This window comes from Pedobacter jeongneungensis (assembly GCF_039538295.1).
GTDB lineage: Bacteria > Bacteroidota > Bacteroidia > Sphingobacteriales > Sphingobacteriaceae > Pedobacter > Pedobacter jeongneungensis.
Map to the genome: position 1 here is coordinate 253,561 of NZ_BAABBY010000008.1, position 21,955 is coordinate 275,515.

Below are 21,955 nucleotides of genomic sequence, written 5' to 3' on the forward strand. Positions count from 1 at the left end.
GAAGAATCATCAAAACGGATAGATTCAATGCTCGCCATATTAAAAGTATTAGCCATGAGTGTTAACAAGTTGATAATTATTTTAATCAGCTTGTAATTTTGGTATGGCTATTGTAAAGGTTGTACGACGCTTATTCAACGTTATACAGAAAATTATGAAATTACAATTATTCAAAACCCTACCAGTAGCACTCGCTGGTTTATTAATCGGGTCAGTTGCTTCAGCTCAGGAAAGTCCGGCAACTTCATCAACATCGTTCAAAACGTGGTCGATTGGAGTTAATGCAGGTGTTTTAACTCCCCTTTCTCCATTGGGTGGTAAAAACGATTTTAGCAACAACAAATCGAGTTTAGGTTATGGCCTTTACATCAAAAAACAATTTACACCTTATTTCTCGTTACGTTTAGACGGAGTTCGTGGTAAATTAAAAGGCGATAATACGGAAGCCTACGAAAGCGGTGTGGTAAATAATTCTCCGGTAAGGGCTTTTGATACTCAGTTATCGTACTCTGGAAGTTTAAACGCTGTAGTGAACATGTTCAACATCGATATGTTTAAAAAAGAGAACACTTTACAGCTATATGCTTCAGCCGGTGCCGGTATTGCAGGTTATAAACCTACTATTACTACAGCAGCTGGTACATCTTTATATGCAGGTGATAAAAACATCAACGAATTAATTATCCCTGTAGGTTTAGGTGCTAAATTTAAAATCTCTGATGCGGTTAATTTCGACTTAGGCTGGACAATCACATTCCTTGATGGCGATAACCTTGACGGTTATTACAGAGGCGGAAACGACAAATATAACTATGCTTACGCTGGTTTAGAGTTTGCTTTAGGGAACGGAAAACAATTGGCTTTCCACAATCCGGTTGCTTTAACTTATGATGAAGCATTAAAAGCAAAACAAACTGCAGAAGGTTTAAAATCTGATTTAAATGCGCAAAAAGCTGATAACGCAAAATTACGTGCAGAATTAAACGACATCTTAAAAGATACAGATGGTGATGGTGTTGCAGATAAATTGGATAAATGTCCTGATACACCTTCAGGTACAGTTGTTGACGGTTCTGGATGTCCATTAAAAACTCCTGAAAAAGTTGTAGAAAAAGTAATCGTAACTGAAGAAGACCGTAAGGTAGTTAACGAAGCGATTAAAAACTTAGAATTCGATTTAGGTAAAGCAACTATCCGTTCTAAATCTTTTGCTTCATTAAACAGAGTTGCAGCATTGTTAGTGCAGAAAAACTTTAGCTTGAAATTAGCTGGTCACACTGATAACACTGGTTCAAAAGAATTAAACTTACGTTTATCAAAAGAAAGAGCAGAATCTGTTAAAGCTTATTTAGTTTCTCAAGGTGCTAATGCATCTCGTATCGAAGCTACAGGTTACGGAATGGGTCAGCCAATTGCTACCAATAAAACAGCAGCTGGTCGTCAACAAAACCGTCGTGTAGAGTTTACACTTTACTAGTCTGTTTTTAACACAACATAAAAAAAGTCCCGGTGAAAACCGGGACTTTTTGGTTTAATGGGGCTATCTGTGAAGAGTCGTCATTGCGAGAAGGCTTTTTCAGCCGACGAAGCAATCTTATAACGATCGCTACCTCGTACGCATTAAGATTGCTTCGTCGTTCCTCCTCGCAATGACGACTTTTTTTATTTGATGCTCACGCACATTCTTACCTAAGCCCTACAATTACTTTTTTAATCTCGCTTAAATCATTCATCTCAAAATTTGGCGATTGCGGATAAAAACGCTGGTAAATAATTTTATCATCTTTGCTGTCATAAACACTGATGATTTTATCATCCGAGCGCTGCGTATAAACCACATATTTAATATTTGTGTCCTTATTCAATATCAAACTGTCAAGCGCCTGGTACGATACAAATTTGAGTTTATAATTATAAGGCTCTAAAACTACACCCGATTTAGGCAAAAGTGCCAGTCGCGATGAAAACACTTCCTTAATATATTCTGGTACATATAGTGTTTCTTTAGCAAGTTCGGGCAGGCGGATTCTATTGTAAAACTGATAATCTATACCGCAGTTTTGGCTGGTAAGCAAGCCATCATTGATCTGTTTTAAGTAGCCGCTTAGTAACCCCGGCGACCAGTTCAGAAAGCTGGATTTGTTGTACAGAAGAGATAAAAGAGTAGATTTTTTATTCTTTTTTGATCCAATTTGTTGATCCAGCATTTCAACAAACAGGTTGGTGTTCGCATCAGTAAAAAGGTTAACCGTTGCCAATACACTTTCTTCCTTTACCTTAGGTTTTTTAGATGGTGTTACTAATTTAAGTGCATAAACCACATTAACTTCGGTTGTGGTATCCGGTTTTTCAGTAAAAGCATCAAAATAGAAGAATGAATAATTTGAAAGTGTATCATATTTTACAAGTTCTTCAGGCTTAATTATTTTATATGGGGTAATCGTCCACGTTTTTTTAATCGCCTGGTTAAATTTTTCCAGCTCAGCATAATCAGCATATTGAAAAGTGAATAATGTGGTCGTTTTTTTTAAAACTTCTAACTTTTGACTGTTCAGAAGAGCCGCCCCAAAATAAGATACCTGACTCTTGCAGATTGTAGCCCATGCAATAAACAGGCTAAACAGGAGGATTCCTTTAGCTTTTAACATATTGTGTGTTTTCATTTTGTGTACAATTATAATAAGAAAATTTTGACAATTATTTTGAATTTTTCTATTGCATTAACAAAATACATTCATTAGCTTTGTTATGCAAGCATAATAAATTAGCAGAAATGAAACAACAACAAACCATAGATTACCATATTAAGTTTGCCTGGCAAAATATGTTCAACAAGTATAACCAGATGGCTTCCGGTTTTGGAATTACCCAGGCCATTGGCTACATGCTTATTAATATAGATGATGCCGATGGAACTGCGGTTTCGAATTTAGCTGCATTGCTGGGCGTTAAGGCTACCAGTCTTTCGCGTATGTTAAACAATATGGAAGAAGCCAATCTGATTTACCGCGAAACTTCTGCAGGCGATAAGCGTTCGGTAAAGGTTTTTCTCACTGATTTTGGTAAGGAGAAAAAACAATTGGCTAAGGGTGTTGTTCGAAAATTTAATGAATACCTCGATGAGCACTTTACCAAAAAGGAGAAGGAAACATTCATCACATTGTTGATAAAACTAAATGATATTACAGTAGCATATACTGTTGATTGATAAAAATAATAATGAAACCTGTTGAGTAGAACGCTACTCAACAGGTACTGTCAGACTACTGAAAAGCAAATAGATAACAATGAAACGAAGCATTAATAAAGTTTCTGTTCTAGGTTCAGGAATTATGGGTTCGCGTATTGCATGCCACTTCGCCAATATTGGTATAGAGGTTTTGCTGTTGGATATTGCCCCGAAAGAACTGTTGCCGGAAGAGCAGGCAAAAGGATTAGCACTGGATAACCCAACTGTAAAAAATCGGATTGTAAATACAGCTTTGCAAACTGCTGTGAAAACAAATCCGTCGCCGGTTTATACCAAAAAAGTATTAAATAAAATCAAAACAGGGAATTTCGACGATGATATGTCGAAAATTGCCGGTTACGATTGGGTAATTGAAGTGGTAGTCGAAAATCTTGATATCAAGAAAAAAGTTTTCGAACAGGTAGAACAGTTCCGTAAACCTGGCACACTGATTACTTCCAATACTTCTGGTATTCCAATCCATTTAATGGCCGAAGGCAGGAGCGACGATTTTAAAGCACATTTCTGTGGAACACACTTTTTTAATCCGCCACGTTATTTAAAATTATTGGAAATTATTCCAACGCCGCATACAGAACCTGAAATTGTTGATTTCCTGATGCATTATGGCGATAAGTTTTTAGGTAAAACAACTGTTTTATGTAAAGATACTCCGGCCTTTATCGCTAACCGTGTAGGGGTTTATTCCATTATGGCGCTTTTGCATTTAGTGGAGAAACTGGACCTGACCGTAGAAGAGGTTGATAAATTTACCGGACCAGCTTTGGGCAGACCAAAATCGGCTACTTTCCGTACTTCGGATGTGGTTGGTTTAGATACCATGATCAAAGTGGCAAAAGGTCTTTATGATAACTGCCCCGATGATAAAGCTCACGAGTTGTTTAAACTTCCGGCATACGTTCAAAAAATGGAAGAGAACAAATGGCTTGGCGATAAAACCAAACAGGGTTTCTATAAAAAGACAAAAACTGCTGAAGGTAAAACTGAAATCCTGGCTTTGGATTTAAAAACGTTAGAGTATAAACCTCAGCAAAAAGTAAAATCGGCTACTTTAGAAATGACCAAGCCGGTAGAAAATCTTCGCGAGCGCATGAAGATTTTTGCCAAAGGAAAAGACAAAGCAGGCGAACTGTTCCGCCACTCTTCTTTTGGACTGTTCGAATATGTATCCGATCGCATACCGGAAATCTCTGATGAATTATACCGTATAGATGATGCCATGCGTGCCGGTTTCGGTTGGGAATTAGGTCCGTTTGAACTTTGGGATGCCGTTGGCGTGAAGGAAGCCATTGAAGGGATGGAACAATATGGCAATAAAGCTGCGGCCTGGGTGCACGAAATGCTTGATGCAGGAAATACTTCGTTCTATAAAGTAGCAAACGGCGTTAAAAAATACTATGATATTCCTTCTAAAACTTATAAAGCTTTACCGGGTACAGATGAATTTATCATTTTAGATAACCTTCGCGAAAATAAAACAGTTTGGAAAAACTCCGGTGTTTCGATTATTGATTTAGGCGACGGCATTCTGAATGTAGAATTCCACACCAAAATGAATACCATTGGCGGTGATGTAATCTCAGGAATCAACAAAGCCATTGATATGGCCGAAAAAGATTACCGCGGTTTGGTGATAGGTAATGATGGCGCTAATTTCTCGGCTGGTGCAAATGTGGGGATGATTTTTATGATGGCAGTAGAGCAGGAGTGGGACGAATTAAATATGGCGATCCGTATGTTCCAGAACACTTCGATGCGCATCCGTTATTCTTCTATTCCGGTTGTGGTGGCCCCTCATAATTTAACTTTGGGTGGAGGCTGCGAGTTTAGTTTACATGCCGATCACGTGCAGCTTTCTGCCGAAACTTATATGGGTTTGGTAGAGTTTGGTGTGGGGGTGATCCCTGGTGGCGGCGGAACAAAAGAATTCGCTTTGCGTGCCTCTGATGAATATAAAGATGATCAGATTGTGCAAAATGCCCTGAAAGACCGTTTCTTGACGATCGGAATGGCCAAAGTTTCTACTTCGGGTTACGAAGCTTATGAATTGGGCTATCTGCAAAAAGATAAATTCTCGATCTCGATGAACCGCAACCGCTTACTCGCCGATGCAAAAGCAAAAGCGATAGAACTGGCCGATGCGGGATATACCAAACCCGTTCAACGGAACGATATTAAAGTGTTGGGTAAACAAGGTTTAGGAATTGTTTATGCAGGTGCAAATAGCATGTATGCAGGGCATTTCATTTCTGAACACGATAAAAAAATCTCCGAAAAATTAGGTTATGTAATGTGTGGTGGCGATTTATCTGCTCCAACAGAAGTAACCGAGCAATATTTACTGGACCTGGAAAGAGAAGCATTTTTATCACTTGCAGGCGAACGGAAGAGTTTAGAGCGGATCCAGAGTATTATTACCAAGGGGAAGCCGTTGAGGAATTAAGTTGAGAGTGGAGATGTGAGACATTAGATTGGAGAAAGTAATCGGTCTTACATCTAGCGTCTCATATCTAAAAAAACAATAATCGGTTTGAGTTTGAATTTGAGCAGGTCTCAAATCTCAAATCTCGGATCTCAAATCTTAAAAAATGGAAGCATATATTATAGCCGGATATCGTACAGCAGTGGGTAAAGCACCACGTGGCGTATTCCGTTTTACAAGGGCTGATGATTTGGCCGCAGAGGTAATCAGGGCTTTAGTGGCGTCGGTTCCGAATTTAGATAACGAACAGATTGACGATGTAATTGTAGGTAACGCTACCCCGGAGGCAGAACAGGGCTTAAATATTGGCCGTATGATTTCGCTGATGGGCCTGGATACCGATAAAGTTCCCGGGGTTACTGTAAACCGTTACTGCGCCTCAGGTTTAGATACCATTGCTACGGCAGTTGCTAAAATTAAGGCTGGCATGGCCGATTGTATCATCGCCGGCGGGGTAGAGGTAATGAGCGGAATGCCTTTTGGTGGCTGGAAACTGGTGCCAAATGCAGAGGTTGCAAAAAACAATCCCGATTGGTATTGGGGTATGGGTTTAACTGCTGAGGCTGTTGCCAAAGAATATAACGTAAGCCGAGAAGACCAGGATGCCTTTTCATTAAAATCTCACGAAAAAGCCATTCACGCCATTAAAAACGGTCATTTAAAAGATGGTATTTTGCCCATTACGGTAAACGAAAATTACCTGGATGCCAATTTGAAAAAGAAAACCCGTTCGTATGTGGTTGATACCGATGAAGGCCCGCGTGCAGATACAACTTTAGATAAACTGGCGAAACTGAAACCTGTATTTGATGCTGTGGGAAGTGTAACTGCCGGTAACTCTTCGCAAACATCCGATGGTGCAGCGTTTGTTTTAGTGGTTTCTGAAAAGAAAATGAAAGAGCTAAATGCCGAACCAATAGCAAGATTAGTAAGTTATGGCATTGCTGGTGTTCCGCCACGCATCATGGGAATCGGACCAATTGAGGCAATTCCGAAAGCATTGAAACAAGCCGGTTTGAAAAAAGAAGACATCGATTTAATCGAACTAAACGAAGCCTTTGCCTCTCAATCTTTGGCGGTAATCAGAACGTTGGATTTAAATCCTGATGTGATTAACGTTAATGGCGGTGCAATAGCATTAGGCCACCCACTCGGATGTACCGGCGCAAAATTAACCGTGCAGATTATGAACGAATTAAAAAGACAAAATAAAAAATACGGAATGGTAACCATGTGCGTAGGAACAGGACAGGGCGCCGCAGGAATTTTTGAGTTGCTTTAATTAGTATCGAGATATGAGTATGTAGTATCAAGATTTAATAGCAGGTGAATAACCGGTTTATAAATCATCCCGACATATTACTCAGTCACTAATACTAATATATATGCACAATTTTAAAGAGTTAAAAGTTTGGCAAAAATCAATTGAATTAGCTGTTGATGTTTATAAAGCTAGTTCATTTTTGCCTGTTGATGAGAGATACGGTTTGATTTCTCAAATGAAAAGATGCTCTGTTTCAATATCCTCCAACATTGCGGAAGGGGCCGGAAGAGGAACTAGAGCTCAATTTAAATATTTTTTAACCATAAGCCAGGGATCTGCTTTTGAATTGGAAACTCAGGTAATTATTTCAAATAGATTAGGGTTGTTAGAAGATCCGCTTACCCTTGCTCTGATTGAAAAGACTACTGAAGTTCAGAAAATGATTTATGCCCTGGAAAAAAGATTAATTTGAGGGGGGTATTAGGAGTCAAGATGTGAGTATTAAGTATCAAGATTGGATTAAATAATAGAAGTTTTTTGATATAAACTTTGTCTTGATACTTGTTACTGATATCTTGATACTCAAATCTTGATACTTACTACTGATGTCTTGATACTCAAATCTTGATACTTGCTACTAGATACTAAAACAATGGAAACAACTGAAAAAAAGACAATTAAAGGTGGAGAATTCTTAATTAAAGATACCACTTATCAGGAAGTATTTATCCCTGAGGAATTTGATGAAGAGCAGCAGATGATCGCACAAACTTGTCGCGATTTCCTGGCCTCTGAAGTTTATCCCAATTTAGATAAAATTGATAAACAGGAAGATCCTGAGTTAATGCCAACACTTTTAACAAAGGCAGGCGAACTGGGTATTCTGGGTGTATCGGTTCCTGAAGAGTACGGTGGTTTTGGTAAAAACTTCAATACATCCATGTTGGTGGCCGATGTGGTTGGCGCCGGACACTCTTTCGCCGTGGCACTTTCTGCACATACCGGTATTGGTACCTTACCGATTCTGTATTATGGTAACGAAGAACAGAAAGCAAAATATATCCCAAAACTGGGTTCAGGCGAGTGGAAAGCGGCCTATTGTTTAACTGAGCCAAACTCCGGATCGGATGCAAATTCAGGTAAAACAAAAGCTAAGCTTAGTGAAGATGGTAAACATTACATCATAAACGGGCAGAAAATGTGGATCACCAATGGTGGTTTCGCAGATGTATTTATCGTATTTGCTAAAATCGATGATGATAAAAACTTAACTGCATTTATTGTTGAAAAGGAATTTGGTGGCATAACCATGAACCCGGAAGAACATAAAATGGGTATTAAAGGTTCTTCAACCCGTCAGGTTTTCTTTAACGATTGTCCTGTACCGGTTGAAAATATGCTGAGCGAACGCGAAAACGGTTTTAAAATCGCGGTAAACATTTTAAATATCGGCCGTATTAAATTATCAGCTGCTGCGATCGGTGCTTCAAAAGCAACTTTAAATACAGCGATCAATTATTCTAATGAGCGGATCCAGTTTGGGCGTCCTATTTCGAAATACGGGGCCATTCGTTTTAAAATTGCAGAAATTGCCTCTAAACTTTATGCAGTAGATGCTGCGAATTACCGTGCCGGACAGAATATTGATGATACTTACGACCAACTGGTAGCAGGTGGAATGGAATCTGGTAAAGCCAGGCTAAAATCAGTTGAGCAATTTGCAGTAGAGTGCGCCATCTTAAAAGTTTGGGGCTCGGAAGCGTTGGATTATACGGTAGATGAAGGCGTTCAGATTTATGGCGGTATGGGTTTCTCTGCCGATGCGCCAATGGACAGAGCTTACCGCGATGCCCGTATCAACCGGATTTTTGAAGGTACTAACGAAATCAACCGTTTATTAACTGTTGATATGATGTTGAAACGTGCCATGAAAGGAGAACTGGATTTAATGACGCCAGCCACAGCGGTTGCTGCTGAATTAATGAGTATTCCTGATTTCGGTGAAGAAGATACTACGTTGTTTGCGGCAGAGAAAAAAGTACTCTCTAATTTGAAAAAAGCAACTTTAATGGTAGCTGGTGCTGCGGTTCAAAAGTTAATGATGACCCTGAGTAAAGAGCAGGAAATCTTAATGAATATTGCTGATATGGCAGGTTATGTTTATGTACTCGAATCTGCTTTATTAAGAACAGAAAAACTGGTAAATACCCGCGGCGAAGAAGCATCTGCTGGTCAGTTGGATTTATTGCGAATCTATTTGGTAGAAGCGGTAGATGGTATTGCAAAAGCAGGTAAAGAAGCACTTTGGGCATTTGCAGAAGGCGACGAACAACGCATGATGTTGGTAGGTTTACGCCGTTTTACAAAAGTAGAGCCATTTAATGTTAAAGAGGCACGCCAAAGGGTTGCGCAACAATTGATTGAAGCGAATAAATATATTTTTTAAAGTAGAAGGCTGAAAGGCGAAGGGTTTAAGAATTGGGTATATCACCAATTCTTAGACCCTTTTTTGTTGGATGTCATGCTGAGGCACGAAGCATCTGCAGCCGATGAAAGAGATGCGTCGTGTCTCAGCATGACAGAAGCTGAAAAATCATAACCCATTAGCTTTATAACATTAAAACCTTATTTTCGTACCATGATTAAATTTAGATTTCTTACGGTACTTCTTTTATGTGTAGTTGCGGTTTCATCCTGTAAAAAAGACGAAGATCCCGAAAAACAGATTACCGATTTTATCCAAAAGAACAATATCAATGCGGTTAGAGATGCATCTGGGTTATACTATCAGATCATTAAACCTGGTACAGGTTCTTTTACCTATCCGGCTAACACGAAAATCACCATCAAATACGAAGGTCGTTTGTTAAACGGTGATGTTTTCGATAATGGCGGGGGTAAAGAGCAAACATTCAACCTGGCCGAATTAATCCAGGGCTGGAGAATTGGTATTCCTAAAATTCAAAAAGGTGGCGAAATCAGGTTGATCGTTCCACCAGGCTTGGGTTATGGCAGTAGTGCTGTTGGACCGATTCCAGGTAATTCTGTATTGGATTTTAATATTCAGCTGTCTAATGCACAATAGGAGTAAAGACTTAAAAGAGAAAGACCAAAGCTGAAATCTGTATTCCAATTTTCAATAATGTTCTTTGGTCTTTTTGCTTTTACCCCTAAACGCTTTAAAAATTGTTAAAATAGGTTAAAAATTGTAGCATCCGTATTAAAAGCTTATTTTTGCGGATGATGGTTAAGTTCAAACATGTTATTTTATTGATATGCCTTGCAGGATGCTTTGCAGCTTGTAAGAAGGATGTATCTATTGATGATTCTTACGACCCTACTCCTCAGTTCAAAGCTGATACCGCTGCAATAAGTGCTTTTGTAAAGACTAATAATATCCCTGCAACAAAAGATGCCAGTGGTATTTTTTATCAGATTATAGCGCCCGGATCAGGAAACGTAAGTTATCTAACCTCTACGGTGATCACTGCAGATTATGAAGGCAGATTGTTAAACGGTACTATTTTCGATAGCACCAAAGGAACCCCAACCTCTTTTAAACTTGGAAATGTTATTTTAGGATGGCAGTTTGGGATTCAAAAAATACAAAAAGGAGGAAAGATCAGGTTAATTATCCCATCTTATTTCGCCTACGGAACACAGTCGCCATCATCTCTGGTACCTGCTAATTCGATACTCGATTTTACTATAACACTTACAGACGTACAATAATAAATGAACAAATTTACCAAACTTGGCCTATTTACACTTTTACTGGCTACTGTAGTTTTCAGCTCGTGCAAAAAGGACTATGAGACGATAGAAAGCGTAGATGATGCAGCGATTCAATCATATTTGAAGCAGAATAATCTTACCTTTACTAAAGATACAGGAAAAGAGTATTATTATAAAATTACAACGCAAGGAACTGGCAGTGCAGTTACAAATCAAGACTCTATTTATTATACTTATACATTCAAAACTTTATCAGGACAAGTATTAAAGCAGATACCTGATTTAATGATTCTAGGTACATATTTAGGATATACAGATCAATTCGCGATTAACAGCACTACTGTAAATTATATTTTTGCTCCAGTAAGAGAAGTACTAACAAAGTTGAACCGAGGTGGTAAAGCTACGTTAATTATGCCATCGCATTTAGCTTTTGGTAAAAATGGATTGGCTGCTTTGAACATTGGCTCAAACGAAAATATTATTGTTGATTTAGTGATGTATAACGAATCGAAGAGACATGAAATTGACGAGTTGGAAATTAATAAATTTATTGCGAATAATAACTTAACGCTGATTAAAGATCCTTCAAGAGCCCGTTATAGCATTAGCACACCCGGAACTGGGACGGACGCGATTAATTTGAATTCTACAATCGTTGCAAATTATACAGTAAGATATTTAGATGGGACGGTGATACCACAATCTTCTGATCAAATAACTGAAGTTTTAACCAATTTATATAAAGGTTGGCAACTAATTTTACCAGGAAAAGTAACTGCCGGAGGGAAACTCCGTTTAGTTATTCCTTCTGATTTAGCTAATGGAACGCCATTAGATTTCGATATAGAAATTGTAAGTGTTACGAATTAGATAACGCCTCTTTAAAAACTTTTAACACCCTTTCTCTTGCAAAAGTATGCTCAACTATTGGTTGGGCATATTTTTTTGTTCCAAATTCTGGCACCCACTTTTTAATGTACTCAAAGTTCGGGTCGAATCTTTTGGTCTGTAATTCGGGATTAAATACCCTAAAGTATGGTGCAGCGTCATTGCCTGATCCTGCTGCCCATTGCCAGCCGCCAACATTACTGGCCATTTCATAATCTAATAACTTTTCAGCAAAGTAGGTTTCTCCCCAGCGCCAGTCAATCAGTAAATGTTTGGTTAAAAAACTGCCCACAACCATGCGTACGCGGTTATGCATCCAGCCAGTTTGGTTAAGCTGTCGCATTCCGGCGTCTACAATAGGGTAACCGGTTTTGCCCTCGCACCAGGCCTTAAATTCATCCTCGTTATTACGCCATTTTATTTTATCATATTGTTTTTTAAAAGAATCGAAAGCTGAGTAGGAGAAATGCCAAAGGATCATCATATAAAACTCCCGCCAGGCCAGTTCAGAAAGCCAGACATTCGATTTTGCCTCAATTGCATCGCGCACTGCTTTTCTAATGCTTAAAGTGCCAAAACGTAAATGCAGGCCAATATGCGTGGTACCATCCAATGCGGGGAAATCCCGTTCTTTGGCATAGTCATCAAGTTTGTCTTTATAGCTGATTTTCGGAAAATCCAGTTTACTTTCCTCAAAACCCATATCTTTTAAAGTTGGCAGAGGCAGATGTTTGGTTTGTAATAAATTTTTAAGGTATTTCTTGGTAGGATAAGCCTTTACATAAAAATCGTTCAATTTGGCATGCCACTGCTTGTAAAAAGGAGTAAAAACAGTGTAGGGCGTTTTATCTGCTTTTAAAATTTCGTTTTTTTCAAAAATAACCTGGTCCTTGTATGTTTTAAATACGATTTTTTCACTGGTTAAAAATTCGGCCATGTTATCATCGCGTTCGCGTGCGTAAGGCTCATAATCATGATTGGTGTAAACTTCCTTAACCTCATACTCTTTTAAAATTTCCGGCCATATTTTTTCGGGCGTTCCATATTTTACCAGTAAATCTGATCCCCGCTGTTGAAGTTTTTTTTTTAAACCCTCAATGGTTTGGTAAATAAAAGTTACGCGGGCATCGTCTTTTAGGAGTTTATCCAGTATATTTTTATCAAAAATAAAAAGCGGCAAAACCGGATATTCACTTTTTAAAGCGTGGTATAAAGCCGCATTATCTTCTAAACGTAAATCGCGACGGAACCAAAAGACGGATACAGAATTCATGAGTAATAGTAGGTTGTTAATAAAATATAGATGACTTTAAGCGTTTGGAGTTAGGCGTTTTGCGTCAATTAACCGGTTTAAACATTTAACCGATTAACCAACCAGTTTAAACAATAACCTATTTATACAGGTCTTCCAAAGCATCCTCCAAATGTGTGAATTTAAATTTAAATCCCGCGTCCAAAATTTTTTGTGCCGAGGTATTATTGCTCATTAAAACGGCTTCTACACGTTCTCCCAGTAATAATTCCAAAGCTTTTTTAGGGACTTTAACTGGCCAGACCGGGCGGTGCAACTGTTTCGCAATGGCTTTAGTTAAGGCGCTGTTGGTGACTGGAAAAGGCGCGCAGGCATTATAACTGTCCTCCATTTTAAGGTTTTCTATGGCTTCAATATACATTTCAACCATATCATTAATGTGTATCCAGGGCGTCCATTGTTTGCCTGTACCCAATGGTGCACCAGCAAATAATTTTACTGGCTGAGCCAATTGCGGCAATGCTCCGCCTTTGGTGCTGAAAACAATCCCGGTACGGAGTTTTACAATCCTCAGGCTCAGTTTTTTACCCTGATCTACTGCATCTTCCCAAAGTTTACAGCATTCGGCTAAAAAACCATAACCGTTGGCGCTTTCTTCTGTTAAAATTTCATCACCGCAATCGCCATAAAAACCAACTGCAGAAGAAGAAACAAAAGATTTAATCTGATGATCTGGCCTTGATCTGATCGTTTTAAAAAGCAGTTCTGTAGATTTTACACGACTGTCAATAATCTGTTTTTTGCGTTCATCCGTCCACTTTTTATCTGCTACAGGCTCGCCCGCCAGATGGATAACGGCATCAACACCATTCAGGCAATTATCATCAATTGTTCCTTTGTAAACATCCCAAACGAAACTATTCGGATCTTCATTTTTCTTTCGGGAAAGGGTATTCACCGCGTAACCCTTACTTAATAAATGCTTTTTTAGCTCAGTACCCACCAGTCCGGTAGCTCCGGTAATCAGAATCTTCTTTGCCATATTTTTAAAACACTAAAGATACAAAAGGGTTTGTCGGCATAACTTTAAAATGTATTAATCTGGTTCTAATGCTTTTGTTACCTATTTGTAAAGAATTATTCAGGGGTTTGATGGAGAAGAAAAATAAGATAAATTTGTAAAGCGTTCTTACACCCTTTTCGATAAAAGATGTCCAAAAAAATTTTAGTCTGGTTTAGAAATGATCTTCGCTTGCATGATAACGAAATGCTGGTCGAGGCAATTGCTAAATCTGATTCAATTTTGCCTGTTTACATTCTCGATCCCCGTTCTTTTGGGGAAACAAAATACGGTACGCTAAAAACAGGCAATATCAGAGCGCAGTTTATTTTAGAAAGTGTTTTAGGTTTACGCAGTGCTTTAAAACAGATTGGCGGCAACCTGCTGATCGCCGAAGGTAGTCCCGAAGATATTATTCCACAATTGGTGCAGGAATACGAAATTACCGAAGTGTACCATCACCGCGAAGTGGCCCGCGAAGAAACCCATGTTTCTACCCTGGTCGAAAATGCACTTTGGAAACTGCGTGTCAATCTCAAACATTTTATCGGTCATACCTTATATAATAAAGAAGATTTACCTTTCCCGATCAAAGATATTCCCGACGCTTTTAACCAGTTTAAAAAGAAAATTGAACGCGATTCGATCATTAAGCCCTGTTTTGCAGCACCAGACCGGATTAACGTGGCCGAAGTAATTGATTGGGGAACATTATCCTCATTAGAAGATCTTAATCTTTTACCTCAACAGAAAGATCAGCGTGCTGATTTCGAATTTGCGGGTGGCGAAGCCGAAGGTTTGGCACATTTGCAGAAGGTAATTGTAGCCATGCAACAAGCAGCAACGACCAAGAATTTAATTCTTGCTTCGAAACTTTCTGCCTGGCTGGCCATGGGAAGTTTATCGCCCCGAAAAGTATATTGGGAAATTAAAAAAATGGAAGGTGTACCCAATACCAAAGCCATATTCAATCATATTTTGTTGGGACTGCTTTGGAGGGATTATTTCCGTTTCATGTTCAAAAAATACGGCAACACCTTTTTCAGTCCCGATGGATTTGGAAGTCAGGGTTTGGTTGATATTGCAAATGAGCAGGACAACTTCAATAAATGGAAAAATGCACAGACCGGATTTGCGGTAGTAGATGCGGTAATGACGGAGTTAAATCAAACCGGTTTTATCTCGAATATTGCCAGACAAACGGCTGCTTTATACCTGATCAATAACCTTGAGGTGAGCTGGATTTTTGGTGCAGCTTATTTTGAAGAAAAACTGATCGATTATAACCCGGCTAGTAACTGGGGCAATTGGGCCAATGTGGCCGGCGTAGGGAACGATCAGAAATCAAAAAGTGTATTCGATTTAGATAAAAACATCAAAAATCTCGACCCAAAAGGCAACTATGCTTTAACTTGGGCATCATAGTTGTAATGACTGAATGAATGATTATTCAATGATTGAATGACTGAATTTTGAAGGATTGAATTTGCAGAGTTTTCGATTATTACAGGTCGTATTTTTATCATTCAATCATTAGATCATTCCCTCATTCAATAAATCGTATTTTAATCGAGATTTTTGCCGTTTATATAAGGTAAAATTCTAATTTTGTAGTGCTTATAGTAAATAGTTAATAATGGATAAATTATCTTATCTTAATGGCGCAAACGCCGAATATATAGAGTCTTTATATCAGTCGTATCAACAAGATCCTGAGTCGGTTGAGTTTGGTTGGCAGAAATTTTTCGAAGGTTTCGATTTTGGAAGAGGATCGGAAGCGCCGGCGGTAACCGCAGAAACTCCTGAACAATTTTTAAAAGAGGTTAATGTTTTAAACCTGATTGATGGCTATCGCAGCCGCGGTCACCTGTTTACACATACCAATCCGGTACGCGAAAGACGTAAACATTTGCCAACGTTAGATCTTGCCAATTTTGGATTATCTGATGCCGACCTGGAAACGGTTTTCAACTCTGGTGTGGAGATTGGTATCGGTGCAGCAAAATTGAAAGATATTGTAGCCTTTTTAAAACAAACATACGCACACTCCATCGGTGCAGAATATAAATTTTTACGTACACCAGAAGTGTTGAACTGGATTCAGCAAAAAATGGAAAGTGCACGTAATACCCCTAATTTCTCTATTGAAGAGAAAAAACGCATTCTCCGGAAATTAAACGAAGCAGTAAGTTTCGAAAATTTTCTTGGGACAAAATTCTTAGGTCAGAAGCGTTTCTCTTTAGAAGGTGCTGAGGCTTTAATCCCTGCATTGGATTCGGTTATTGAAAAAGGTGCCGAATTGGGAATTGAAGAATTTGTAATCGGTATGGCTCACCGCGGGCGTTTAAACGTGCTGGCCAATATCATGCAAAAAACCTATAAAGATATTTTTGCGGAATTTGAAGGCAAAAGTTATAATCCGGATACCCCATTTGGCGGTGATGTAAAATATCACTTAGGTTACTCAACTGATGTAACGACGAATGCAGGTAAAAGTGTTCACTTAAGTTTATGTCCTAACCCATCTCACTTAGAAACAGTTGATGGTGTGGTAGAAGGCATGAGCCGTTCTAAAATCGATTTCAAATATGGTGGCGATAACAGTCGTTTAGCGCCAATTTTGATTCACGGTGATGCTTCAGTTGCTGGTCAGGGTATTGTTTACGAAGTGATTCAGATGGCAGGTCTTGAAGGTTATAAAACCGGTGGAACCATTCACCTGGTGATCAATAACCAGATCGGTTTTACCACTAACTATAAAGATGCACGTACCAGTACCTATTGTACTGATATTGCAAAAGTGACCTTATCTCCGGTTTTCCACGTTAATGGTGATGATCCTGAGGCTTTGGTTTATGCGATCAACCTGGCAATGGAATACCGTCAGAAATATAAAAACGACGTATTCATTGATATTCTTTGCTACCGTCGTTTCGGTCACAATGAGTCTGATGAGCCTAAATTCACCCAGCCTTTATTGTACAAAACTATTGAGAAACACCCTAATCCAAGGGAAATCTATATTGAGCAGTTAACTAAAGAAGGTAAGTTAGAGGCGGGATTGGCAAAAGAAATGGAAAAAGATTTCCGCGGTATTTTGCAGGAACGCTTAAACGAAGCCAAAGAATTTGTTGCCGGTAATGCTGAAGTTAAATTTGGTGGTGCATGGGCAGATTTACGTATGGCGACACCGAAAGATTTTGAATCTTCTCCGGTTACTGCAGTTAAAAAATCTACTTTATTAGAAATTGGTAAACGCATTACTGCTTTGCCAACCAATAAAAAGTTCTTCAAAAAAATCGAAAAACTATTTGTTGAGCGTAGCAAAATGGTTAACGAAACCAATGTTTTCGATTGGGCAATGGGCGAGCAGCTGGCTTATGGTACTTTGTTATCAGAAGGTAAACGTGTTCGTTTAAGCGGTCAGGATGTAGAGCGTGGTACTTTTTCTCACCGTCATGCCGTTTTAACGCTTGAAGACAGTGAGGAAGAATATGTGCCATTGGCAAATATTTCTGATCAGCAGGCACCATTTGATATTTACAATTCACACTTATCTGAGTATGGTGTTTTAGGCTTCGAATATGGTTATGCCATGGCCAATCCTAATGCTTTAACTATTTGGGAAGCACAATTTGGTGATTTCTTTAACGGGGCGCAAATCGTTGTAGATCAGTATATTGCAAGTGCTGAGACGAAATGGCAACGCGAAAACGGTTTGGTAATGTTATTGCCTCACGGTTATGAAGGTCAGGGACCAGAGCACTCATCAGCACGTATTGAGCGTTTTATGGAGCTTTGTGCCGATTATAACATGCAGGTAACCAACTGTACTACTCCGGCAAACTTCTTCCACGTTTTACGCCGTCAGTTTAAACGCGATTTCCGTAAACCATTGGTGGTATTTACGCCTAAAAGCTTATTGCGTCACCCGGCCTGTGTTTCTAAATTAGAAGAATTTACAGAGGGTGGCTTTAAAGAGGTAATTGATGATGTAAATGCTAAAGTTGCAGACGTTACCCGTATCGTTTTCTGTAGCGGTAAAATTTACTATGAGTTGCTGGAGAAACAGCAAGCCGATAAAATCAAACACGTGGCTTTGGTTCGTGTAGAGCAGTTGTATCCAACGCCGGTTGATCAGATGGAAGCGATCCAGAAAAAATATAAAAATGCGAAAGAAATTTTCTGGGTACAGGAAGAGCCAGAGAACATGGGCGCCTGGCCATATTTGTTCCGCAGGTTATACAAAACCGCATTAAAAGGTATTGATGTAATTTCGAGAAGAGAGAGCAGCAGTACAGCAACCGGTTTTGCAAAACAACATGCTAACCAACAGGCTTATATTTTAGCAAAAGCTTTAGAGGTTTCGGTAACTGAGGATGTGAAAGATATCGCTAAAAAAGCAACAAAAAAATTAGTTCAGATTGATTAGTGAGGTTTGAGGCGTAAGGTTTGAGGTTTAGGGTTAAGTATCCGTAAGATTCCAACTTTACAACATTTAACAATAAAAATTAGGTTTAAGGCGTAAGGTATGAGGTTTAAGGTTAAGTACCTGAAACATGCTAACTTTACAACATTTCAACCTTTAACGATAAAAACATAACATTACAAAAATGAGTTTAGAGATAAAAGTTCCACCTGTTGGTGAGTCGATAACCGAAGTTGTTTTATCACGCTGGATAAAAAACGATGGCGATGTTGTTGAAATGGATGAAGTAATTGCCGAATTAGAATCGGATAAAGCTACATTCGAATTAACTGCAGAACAAGCTGGAACTTTAAAAACCATAGCAGCCGAAGGCGATACGTTAGCCATTGGTGCAGTAGTTTGTAAAATTGAAGACGGTGGTGCAGCTGCTGCTCCGAAGGCTGAAGGCGAAAGTCCTAAGGCTGATGCACAAGCTCCGGCTGCTGTTGCAGAGGCGCCTAAGGCTCAGGATTCAGCTGCTTCTAGAGATTCTTACGCTACAGGTACTCCATCTCCTGCTGCTGGTAAAATTCTTGCAGAAAAAGGAATTGATGCTGGTGCAGTAAAAGGTACGGGTGTTGATGGCCGTATTACTAAGGATGATGCTGTGAAAGCTGAAGCCGGTAAAAAACCAGAAGCACCAAAAGCGAGTGCACCAGTCGCAACTGCTGCTCCTGCAGGTAGCCGTGGAGAACGACGCGAGAAAATGTCTCCACTGCGCAGAACGGTTGCAAAACGTTTGGTTGCTGTTAAAAATGAAACCGCCATGTTAACTACTTTTAACGAAGTTAACATGAAGCCAATTATGGATTTACGCGGAAAATATAAAGATCAGTTTAAAGAAAAATTTGGTGTTGGTTTAGGTTTTATGAGCTTTTTCACTAAAGCAGTTACTGAAGCTTTAAAAGATTTCCCTGCGGTTAACGGCCGTATTGAAGGCGAAGAATTGGTGTACAACGATTTCGCTGATATTTCTATCGCAGTTTCTGCTCCAAAAGGTTTAGTAGTTCCGGTAATCCGTAATGCAGAAAGCATGACTTTGGCACAAATCGAAAAATCGGTATTAGAACTGGCTTTAAAAGCACGTGACAGCAAACTAACCATCGAAGAAATGACTGGTGGAACATTCACGATCACTAACGGCGGTGTGTTTGGTTCGATGATGTCGACTCCGATTATTAATGCACCACAATCGGCTATTTTAGGGATGCACAACATTGTTGAGCGTCCGGTTGCTGAAAAAGGTGAGGTGGTAATCCGTCCGATGATGTATGTTGCTTTATCATACGATCACAGAATTATCGACGGACGTGAGTCGGTTGGTTTCCTGGTTCGTGTAAAACAATTATTAGAAGATCCGGCCAGATTGCTTTTAGGCGTTTAACCTCTAAATCCCCTAAAGGAGACTTTATATGTTTAGAGAGAAGTCAGGTTTTTTAAAACTTGACTTCTCTTTTTTTTTGCTCCAAAAAATGAAATTAACTTTTAGCTTAAAGTTTAGCCTTATTTTCCTTTTAATTTTCATCGTGGAAATTCTAATTGGTAAATACCTTGATGATGCAATTATACGCCCTTTTGGCGGTGACGTATTGGTGGTTGTTTTGATTTACGCTTTTTTTAGGATTTTTCTGAAAACTAATAACAGGTGGTTGGCCTTAGGCGTCCTGATTTTTTCTTTCATCATTGAGTTTTTGCAAAAAGTAAATTACGTTACCTGGCTGGGCCTGGAGCATAATAAGTTAATGAGTATTGTTTTAGGAACTTCCTTTAGCTATTATGATTTACTGGCCTATTTTGTAGGTTATTTGATTTGTTTATTGTTTAAGGATTGAATTTTGAGCTACTTCATAAAGATGGTCGTCATCTCGACCGAAACGTAGTGGAGCGGAGAGATCTATCTTCTGACAGATTTCTCAACTGCGTTGCACCCGATAGCTATCGGGTCCGCTCGAAATGACGATTGGAAGATACTAATCACTAAAAATAAGCTTATTTAGACAATTCTTTAATCTGCTTTAAATCCAGTTGTTTAAATTCTACTTCACTACCTTCTGCTTGTAGTGCAATCTGGCCGCTGCTTGCGGTACAGTTTGTACCATAGTTTACCAATGTACCATTTACCCAAACTTTAACTTCGTTATTTAAACATTGTATGATCATGGTGTTCCATTCGCCAAGTGGTTTTTCGCTATCATCGGTTAAGTTTTTAATCCGGCGGAGTTTATCACCATTTACACCCCAGTTTTCCTTTGGTCCGCGTCTGGTAACCATATCGGGCACCGAAATGTCTTCTTCAATACACCAGAAATCGCCGGCATCTTTATGCTGCATCTGCACTTCCAGCGATTTTGGGAACATGCCATACAGTGCTCTTGGTGTTGATGCATGCACCAATACTCCACAGTTACCTGGTTTGCCTGCAAAACGATATTGAACGGTTAACTGGTAATTTTTATAAATTTTATCGGTTATTAGATGTCCGCCTGGTGTGCCTAAACTTACGAGTAATCCGTTGCGTACGATAAACGGATTAATGGTATCCGACTTTTTATCCATGGCAGGTACATCTGCGTGCCATCCATTAAGATTTTTGCCGTTAAAAAGACTTTTTTGTGCAAATGCTGAGGTGCTCAATGTGATGAGCATTAAAAGGAAATAATGTAATTTCATGATATTTGGTTTTGTATTCCAAATATATTTTAAAAAATTGGAAAACTGTGTTGATGGTTGTCTTCCTGAATGATCAGTTTTAGAAAAAACAAAGGAGTTGGGTAACAGGTTAAGATAAATCGTCATCTCGACCGCAGTGGAGAGATCTTTTAACATGGCCCAAAGATCTCTCCACTCCGCGTTGCTCCGGTCGAGATGACGACCCGTTTGAAGAGTACATTAGTAGGATGCTAACTTCAATAACTCCTCATAAGCATTTCCATCGATCCCGAGTAATTTTGCAAATGCCGGTTCGGTTTTGTAGCCCTGCTTTTTTAAAGAGATAATTTCCTGTCTAAATTCTTCTCCTTTTTCCAGGAGTAATTTATATTCGATTAGCATATGGCGATAAGCGTTTTGCTGCGTGGCAGGTACGTTTTGTCCAAATATTTCTATCTCAAACCCATCAATGATAAAATTTGCTTTAATGGCTTCAAATTTTGGACTTTCCATAACCGAGAAATCTTTTTCGGAGCCAAAAACAGCAATTAACCGGGCAATAAATTCATCTTTATCAGATATTTCGCAGATAATATCCAGATCACTGTTTTCGATGTCGATATTAATTGGTATAGTGCCGACTAAAATGGGCTTATATGCAACAAGTTTTTCTAAAATTTGGTGATCGGTTAAAACCTGATAAGCTTTTGCCTGCTTTTCGTTTCCTGATTGGAGGTATGATATGTCGAGGAAATTGATCATTATTTTGCTTTTACACTTAGCGTGAAAGATCCTGAAATAAATTCAGGAAGAGGAGTAGACACTTTGATTTTTTTATTCCTTGCAGCATCCAAAGTTACTAAACCCGATAGGATAAATGCCAATGCGTTCTAATTCTGCCTTC

The 21,955-nt window shown here is 39.0% G+C and carries 18 protein-coding genes; 13 read left to right on the forward strand and 5 right to left on the reverse strand.

What is annotated here, in order from left to right; translation table 11 throughout:
* The first annotated feature begins 154 nt into the window (after positions 1-154).
* Positions 155-1,477 (forward strand): DUF6089 family protein, encoded by a 1,323-nt coding sequence (locus ABD769_RS17205; protein ID WP_344852626.1) that lies wholly within the window; start codon positions 155-157, stop codon positions 1,475-1,477.
* 208 nt (positions 1,478-1,685) lie between these two features.
* Here the strand turns inward: ABD769_RS17205 and ABD769_RS17210 are convergent, their stop codons facing one another.
* Positions 1,686-2,663, reverse strand: a complete 978-nt coding sequence (locus tag ABD769_RS17210) for a hypothetical protein (RefSeq protein WP_344852627.1) — start codon at positions 2,661-2,663, stop codon at positions 1,686-1,688.
* A 110-nt stretch (positions 2,664-2,773) separates the two neighbouring features.
* Between ABD769_RS17210 and ABD769_RS17215 the strand changes: the two genes are divergently transcribed.
* The 8 genes from ABD769_RS17215 to ABD769_RS17250 all read left to right on the forward strand — a co-directional run bounded on the left by ABD769_RS17215 (position 2,774) and on the right by ABD769_RS17250 (position 11,604).
* Positions 2,774-3,208, forward strand: a complete 435-nt coding sequence (locus ABD769_RS17215) for a MarR family winged helix-turn-helix transcriptional regulator (protein ID WP_344852628.1) — start codon at positions 2,774-2,776, stop codon at positions 3,206-3,208.
* 79 nt (positions 3,209-3,287) lie between these two features.
* Complete coding sequence (locus tag ABD769_RS17220) at positions 3,288-5,693, forward strand: 3-hydroxyacyl-CoA dehydrogenase/enoyl-CoA hydratase family protein (RefSeq protein WP_344852629.1); 2,406 nt, start codon at positions 3,288-3,290, stop codon at positions 5,691-5,693.
* 145 nt (positions 5,694-5,838) lie between these two features.
* Positions 5,839-7,014 carry an acetyl-CoA C-acyltransferase gene (locus ABD769_RS17225; protein WP_086547852.1) on the forward strand — a complete coding sequence of 392 codons (1,176 nt, stop codon included), beginning with the start codon at positions 5,839-5,841 and terminating at the stop codon, positions 7,012-7,014.
* Positions 7,015-7,117: 103 nt separating this feature from the next.
* Entirely contained in the window at positions 7,118-7,468 is a 351-nt protein-coding gene (locus ABD769_RS17230; protein ID WP_344852630.1) for a four helix bundle protein, read from the forward strand.
* A gap of 180 nt (positions 7,469-7,648) precedes the next feature.
* The gene (locus ABD769_RS17235; RefSeq protein ID WP_344852631.1) at positions 7,649-9,442 is read left to right on the forward strand and encodes an acyl-CoA dehydrogenase family protein; all 1,794 of its coding nucleotides are present in this window, start codon (positions 7,649-7,651) and stop codon (positions 9,440-9,442) included.
* A gap of 192 nt (positions 9,443-9,634) precedes the next feature.
* Entirely contained in the window at positions 9,635-10,081 is a 447-nt protein-coding gene (locus tag ABD769_RS17240) for an FKBP-type peptidyl-prolyl cis-trans isomerase (protein WP_344852632.1), read from the forward strand.
* 155 nt (positions 10,082-10,236) lie between these two features.
* Positions 10,237-10,728, forward strand: a complete 492-nt coding sequence (locus ABD769_RS17245) for an FKBP-type peptidyl-prolyl cis-trans isomerase (RefSeq protein WP_344852633.1) — start codon at positions 10,237-10,239, stop codon at positions 10,726-10,728.
* A 3-nt stretch (positions 10,729-10,731) separates the two neighbouring features.
* Positions 10,732-11,604, forward strand: a complete 873-nt coding sequence (locus ABD769_RS17250; RefSeq protein WP_344852634.1) for an FKBP-type peptidyl-prolyl cis-trans isomerase — start codon at positions 10,732-10,734, stop codon at positions 11,602-11,604.
* On the opposite strand, the gene ABD769_RS17255 is transcribed toward ABD769_RS17250, so the two are convergent.
* Both ABD769_RS17255 and ABD769_RS17260 read right to left on the reverse strand, forming a co-directional pair.
* Positions 11,594-12,895 carry a cryptochrome/photolyase family protein gene (locus ABD769_RS17255; RefSeq protein WP_344852635.1) on the reverse strand — a complete coding sequence of 434 codons (1,302 nt, stop codon included), beginning with the start codon at positions 12,893-12,895 and terminating at the stop codon, positions 11,594-11,596. The two genes, ABD769_RS17250 and ABD769_RS17255, sit on opposite strands and share 11 nt — an antisense overlap.
* Positions 12,896-13,013: 118 nt before the next feature.
* Positions 13,014-13,916: a TIGR01777 family oxidoreductase gene (locus tag ABD769_RS17260; RefSeq protein WP_344852636.1), complete on the reverse strand. Its 903-nt coding sequence runs from the start codon at positions 13,914-13,916 to the stop codon at positions 13,014-13,016.
* A 168-nt stretch (positions 13,917-14,084) separates the two neighbouring features.
* Here ABD769_RS17260 and ABD769_RS17265 point away from each other — a divergent pair, with 168 nt between their 5' ends.
* From ABD769_RS17265 to ABD769_RS17280, 4 genes are all read left to right on the forward strand, one after another.
* A complete protein-coding gene (locus tag ABD769_RS17265; protein WP_344852637.1) occupies positions 14,085-15,359 on the forward strand; it encodes a DASH family cryptochrome in 1,275 nt (424 codons plus the stop codon).
* Positions 15,360-15,570: 211 nt separating this feature from the next.
* Positions 15,571-18,366 (forward strand): 2-oxoglutarate dehydrogenase E1 component, encoded by a 2,796-nt coding sequence (locus ABD769_RS17270; protein ID WP_344852638.1) that lies wholly within the window; start codon positions 15,571-15,573, stop codon positions 18,364-18,366.
* 181 nt (positions 18,367-18,547) lie between these two features.
* Positions 18,548-19,786, forward strand: coding sequence for a 2-oxoglutarate dehydrogenase complex dihydrolipoyllysine-residue succinyltransferase (odhB, locus tag ABD769_RS17275; RefSeq protein WP_344852639.1), 1,239 nt, complete (start codon positions 18,548-18,550; stop codon positions 19,784-19,786).
* Between the two features lie 142 nt (positions 19,787-19,928).
* The gene (locus tag ABD769_RS17280; RefSeq protein ID WP_344852640.1) at positions 19,929-20,234 is read left to right on the forward strand and encodes a ribosomal maturation YjgA family protein; all 306 of its coding nucleotides are present in this window, start codon (positions 19,929-19,931) and stop codon (positions 20,232-20,234) included.
* Positions 20,235-20,391: 157 nt separating this feature from the next.
* On the opposite strand, the gene ABD769_RS17285 is transcribed toward ABD769_RS17280, so the two are convergent.
* Both ABD769_RS17285 and ABD769_RS17290 read right to left on the reverse strand, forming a co-directional pair.
* Entirely contained in the window at positions 20,392-21,072 is a 681-nt protein-coding gene (locus ABD769_RS17285; protein ID WP_344852641.1) for a 3-keto-disaccharide hydrolase, read from the reverse strand.
* A gap of 219 nt (positions 21,073-21,291) precedes the next feature.
* Positions 21,292-21,813, reverse strand: a complete 522-nt coding sequence (locus ABD769_RS17290; protein WP_344852642.1) for a DUF4269 domain-containing protein — start codon at positions 21,811-21,813, stop codon at positions 21,292-21,294.
* Between the last annotated feature and the right edge of the window lie 142 nt (positions 21,814-21,955).